Origin of the sequence: Flavobacterium sp. (assembly GCF_044369455.1) — a bacterium.
Classification (GTDB): domain Bacteria; phylum Bacteroidota; class Bacteroidia; order Flavobacteriales; family Flavobacteriaceae; genus Flavobacterium.
Genome location: NZ_JBIPLW010000071.1, coordinates 1 through 3,958, shown reverse-complemented (window position 1 = coordinate 3,958; position 3,958 = coordinate 1). Strand labels below are relative to the sequence as shown.

At 50.8% G+C, this 3,958-nt stretch carries 1 protein-coding gene; it reads left to right on the top strand.

Annotated elements, in window-relative coordinates:
• Positions 1-3,958 (top strand): hypothetical protein (locus ACIQ2L_RS14285; RefSeq protein WP_396160014.1); only part of this gene is annotated, 3,958 nt, incomplete at both ends.

Here is a 3,958-nt window from a genome sequence, read left to right as displayed (position 1 = left end):
AACCATCGCACTTCAATAACTCCGTAGCTGCAGGCAACGGAAGAAACCTTTCTTTGCGCTACGGTTTTGCCGATCCCAATGCGGCTGAAGGCGTTCAACGCGGTATTTTTTCGGGTACGGTTTTCAATGTACCCGCACTTTACAACACCGTTTCCGGGCCTGGCGGATCTCGAGGTGCTTTAGAGAGCGAGTTGATAGACTTGCGCAACTATTCTGCTGACGATCAACCGCATTTGTACTTCAACTACCGACTCTCCACCGAAGACGCGAACAGCTGGGCGGGAACAAACACGAATGCATTCGATTCATTCCGTGTTTATGGGACTTCGGAGGATGGCAATTGGGTACTGCTAAGTACGAATAATGCTCCGGAAGTAAATAGCTCGGATACAGTGAACAATCGGTTGATCAATGCTCCTTTCAACCAAGCAGGGGCGACTGAATTTGATTTGTCCTATTCGAAGAATTTTGACGTCTACGGACGCCCTGGAATAACGACGGAACTCTTCGATAACGCTGGATGGCGGCAAGCCAGAGTCAATCTGGGTTCACTTGCTGGAAAGCAAGATGTGCGATTGCGGTTCGAATTTGCAACAGGCGGCTCGTTTCGAAGTGTGAAAACCTTCGACGTAAACGGTAACGCAGTTGTCGACTCGGAAAGAAACGGAATCGAAATCAACGCGGTCCCGGGACAACGGATTGTCAACTCTCCTGCAACACCCGACGTCGAAGCGGTGCATACTTTTTCGCTCAGCCAAGTTGACGCAATCGGAGCCGCTGTTCCGAATTCAACCACGACTTTTCAGTTTGACCTGGGGTTGGTATTGAATGTTCCGAGTGGTTTAAGTGTTAAGACTGGCGACCGAATCAAGATCGGCGCAAATTTCTTTACGTTTGACAACGCGATAGGTCCAAGAAATATTCCGTTCTTGGCGACAGATACGCCTGCTGAGCTGGCAGTCAAAGTCCGAACGGCACTCGAAGGAATCACGGCTCCGTACACTGATCCGGTTAGGCTTGATAGGTACACGGTTGCGACAAGCACCAACGCGCCGAGCTTGTTGAATGTCACTCACATTCAAACTACCCCAGCGTCAAACTTTGTTCGGCTACCCGACAGTGTCGCTGCGGGCGACTACGATATTCTTGGAGGAGCAGACAAAGCTATCATCGTTGGCCGACCAGGAGTGCAAGCCGGTAACGTACCTGTGTTTGTTACAAACGCGATGACTGCCATACAAGTTCGGGACGCGATTCGGTTAGCTTTAGCTGGAAGATTTAATATCCCGTCGCAAAGCACCAATATCAATACATATCGAATCAATAACAACACGATTTTCTTCCATAGCCCCTTCAATAATGCATTTACATCTTTTACAGGTTCATTTTCGGGGCCTGTATCGGTAAGTAGCGGTCGAACAGGAGATGCTTTTGGAGCACTGAATACGGCCGGGACGACTGCGAATACATCCTATGCACTGAGATCCGCATTTGCTACACGCAACAATACAGGAGCCGTCCAAGGCGTTCAGATCGACGATATTATCATTGGTTTCGCTGAACGGGGAGAAGTTGTTTACAACGCTCCGGCAAATAATCAGACTTTCCGAGAAACTCCATTCTACGAACCGTTCGTTGTGATTGGTCAGCCAGCGGTTGAAGAACCGGAACTAGGCACCTACCAGTTGGAGATCCGAACTGCCGCGGACTACGGGATAACGGATCGTAATGGTCGATTGGATTTGGTTGATCCATCGATCGCAAACGTGAACGACCCACAAGCCCTATACTACGGTAACAATCAGTGGGGGCGTACCTTTGATACAAACGATCGATTGACCAAGAGCATCGCTCTGCAAGTAACGGCGCCGGCAAGTCAAATTGTAGACGGTTCTTTCTTTACCCTGAGTGATGGTTATAACACCGCAACTTTTGAGTTTGACGTGCGTACGTCTGTTTCTGATCCTCAGTCGGGAGTAGTTTCGGGGCGAATTGCCGTTCCTCTCTCTCCAGCGTTCACTGCGGTTCAAGTCGCTCGAGCCATTCGGGGAGCCATCAATGGTCCAACTTCCCTATCGCTCTTGAAGCTTTCGGCTTCGACGACAGGCGACATGGATAACGCCAACGCATCCGTAACTGGCGCGCGATCTGACGTGATTTTCTTGAACGGAACAGCTGCTGCGGATGCCCTGGGGGGAATGAACTTTACGACTGGTGGAGCGCCAATCCGAACCATCGAGTACGGAAATGATACGACGGAGTACATTCCACGTTCCAATCCGCCAAATCTTCCCGTTCGCCCATCGGCGTTCTTTGATTACGGTCAAGATCTCGGTGATGGAAACATTCTCCGGGAACAGGGGCAGTTTATCGTCTCATCGAGCATTATTCGTGATTCGGCTGGATTCGGAGTTAACGTGGATGCAGCTTCACAACAGCAGTCGGGGGCTTCAGCCTTGACGGGTGCACGTCCTTATCCAGGCTCGGTAAGAAACCTCATAACGCTCAATTCTGGCAACGTTGCTCCAGGAGCGGTAGTGATCAATAACGTTATTTTCAACAACGCTGCAGGTGGCATCTCCATCAGTAGAGATAGCAACAATGCTAACGGAGCTCCTCCATCGACCGTTAGCCGAATCATCAACAACACGATTCACGGCGGAGGTACTGGAGATGGTATTCGCATCAACAACGGTGCCGCGCCAACGATCATCAACAACATCGTTTCCAATTTCGCTACAGGTATCCAGATTGCTGCCGCAAGCATCGGACGGACCGAGCTTGGATACAATATTTACAAACAGAACGGTACCAATGTGACGGCAGGGCAAGCGGAGACAGGTGCGATTAGCCTTGTTGCTACCGATCCGCTTTTCGTGGATCCGTCGCGGGGCCTTTTTTACCCAGCACCTCTTTCGAGGACTATCGACTCTTCTATATCGTCGATCGGCAATCGAGCCGCAATTGAGCAAGTTCGGTCGGCAGTTGGCCTTGGGTCAAGCACTATCTTCGCGCCGTTCTTGGATTTGTATGGCTTGGTGAGAAGTGATGATCCTGCGGTCAGCGCGCCCGATGGATTTGGTCAAAACGTGTTTATCGACCGTGGGGCTATTGACCGTGTTGACTTCTCTGGACCTATTGCAACTCTGACTAGGCCTATCGACAACGATTCTCTAGGGGATGATCGAGATCAAGGGATTACGGTCGTTCGATTGACCTCGGGTAATTTAGACTTTTTCGAGATATTGCTTGATGAATTCTCGGGGACAGGAACCGATGCTTCTACTGTTAACGGAAATACGGTCATCCTTACGGAGAACGGTCGCCCGCTTGTAGAGGGGTCTGACTACTTCTTTGGCTTCAGTGCCAACAGTCGAACCATTCGTCTCACGCCGACTGCTGGTTTCTGGCGAAACGACAGCATCTATGAGATCACGTTGATCAACAAGCCGACAGTTCGGTACAATGCCCCTGCCGGTGCGGCTGCTTTAGACGGCAGCACATTGGTTGTGACCTTTCCGGACGCAAATGGTCAACCAGTTAGTCCAATCACCTTTGAGTTTGACAACAACAATTCAGTGACTGGTTCCAATACGCGGATTCCGTTTACCGTTGGTTGGTCAAGCGAACAGGTTGCCCAGCAGCTAGCGATTGCGATCGCCAACGCTCGGGTAACTGGATTCCGCGCGATCCCCGTTGGTTCCGGTACGCTCGCAATCGAAGGTTTTGCGACGTTCACGGGTACGGGATCTATCCGGATTCCACCGATTACTGACTTAGCTGCGAATCGTTTGCAACCGAACCGAGGAAATGGACTGACTCAATTCACTATTCTGATGCCAGAAGTTGCTTTGGATTACGGCGATGCAATGCAGATTGCGAACACTGGCTTCGTCACTCCCACGCCTCAAGCTTCCGACGGTGCTCGAGCCGCGATTTATCCGATTGACTTTCCCGT